This is a genomic window from Microbispora sp. CL1-1 (assembly GCF_012034195.1).
Classification (GTDB): domain Bacteria; phylum Actinomycetota; class Actinomycetes; order Streptosporangiales; family Streptosporangiaceae; genus Microbispora.
In genome coordinates, this window is the sequence record NZ_JAATEK010000269.1 from 1 (window position 1) to 208 (window position 208).

Annotated in this window: 1 pseudogene; it reads right to left on the bottom strand. The window is 62.5% G+C overall.

The features are described 5' to 3' along the window. Positions 1–27: 27 nt before the first annotated feature. Positions 28–208: pseudogene (locus HCK04_RS40840) on the bottom strand (hypothetical protein); the annotation flags it as partial.

Sequence of the window (208 nt, forward strand, 5' to 3'; positions counted from 1 at the left end):
CTTGACTCTGCGTTACTGGGGGGTTGATCAGACGATCTTGCCGGACCAGTTGGCGGCAGCGGCCTTGTAGACGCCCAGGGTCTCACCGTCGAAGTACGGGGAGACGTTGGTGTCGATGCGGTTGTTGCCGTCGGTGTCGGAGACCGCGATGGTCACACCGTTGAGGTAACCGAGCCGCTTGGCGTTGCTGTAGCGGTACAGCCACGCG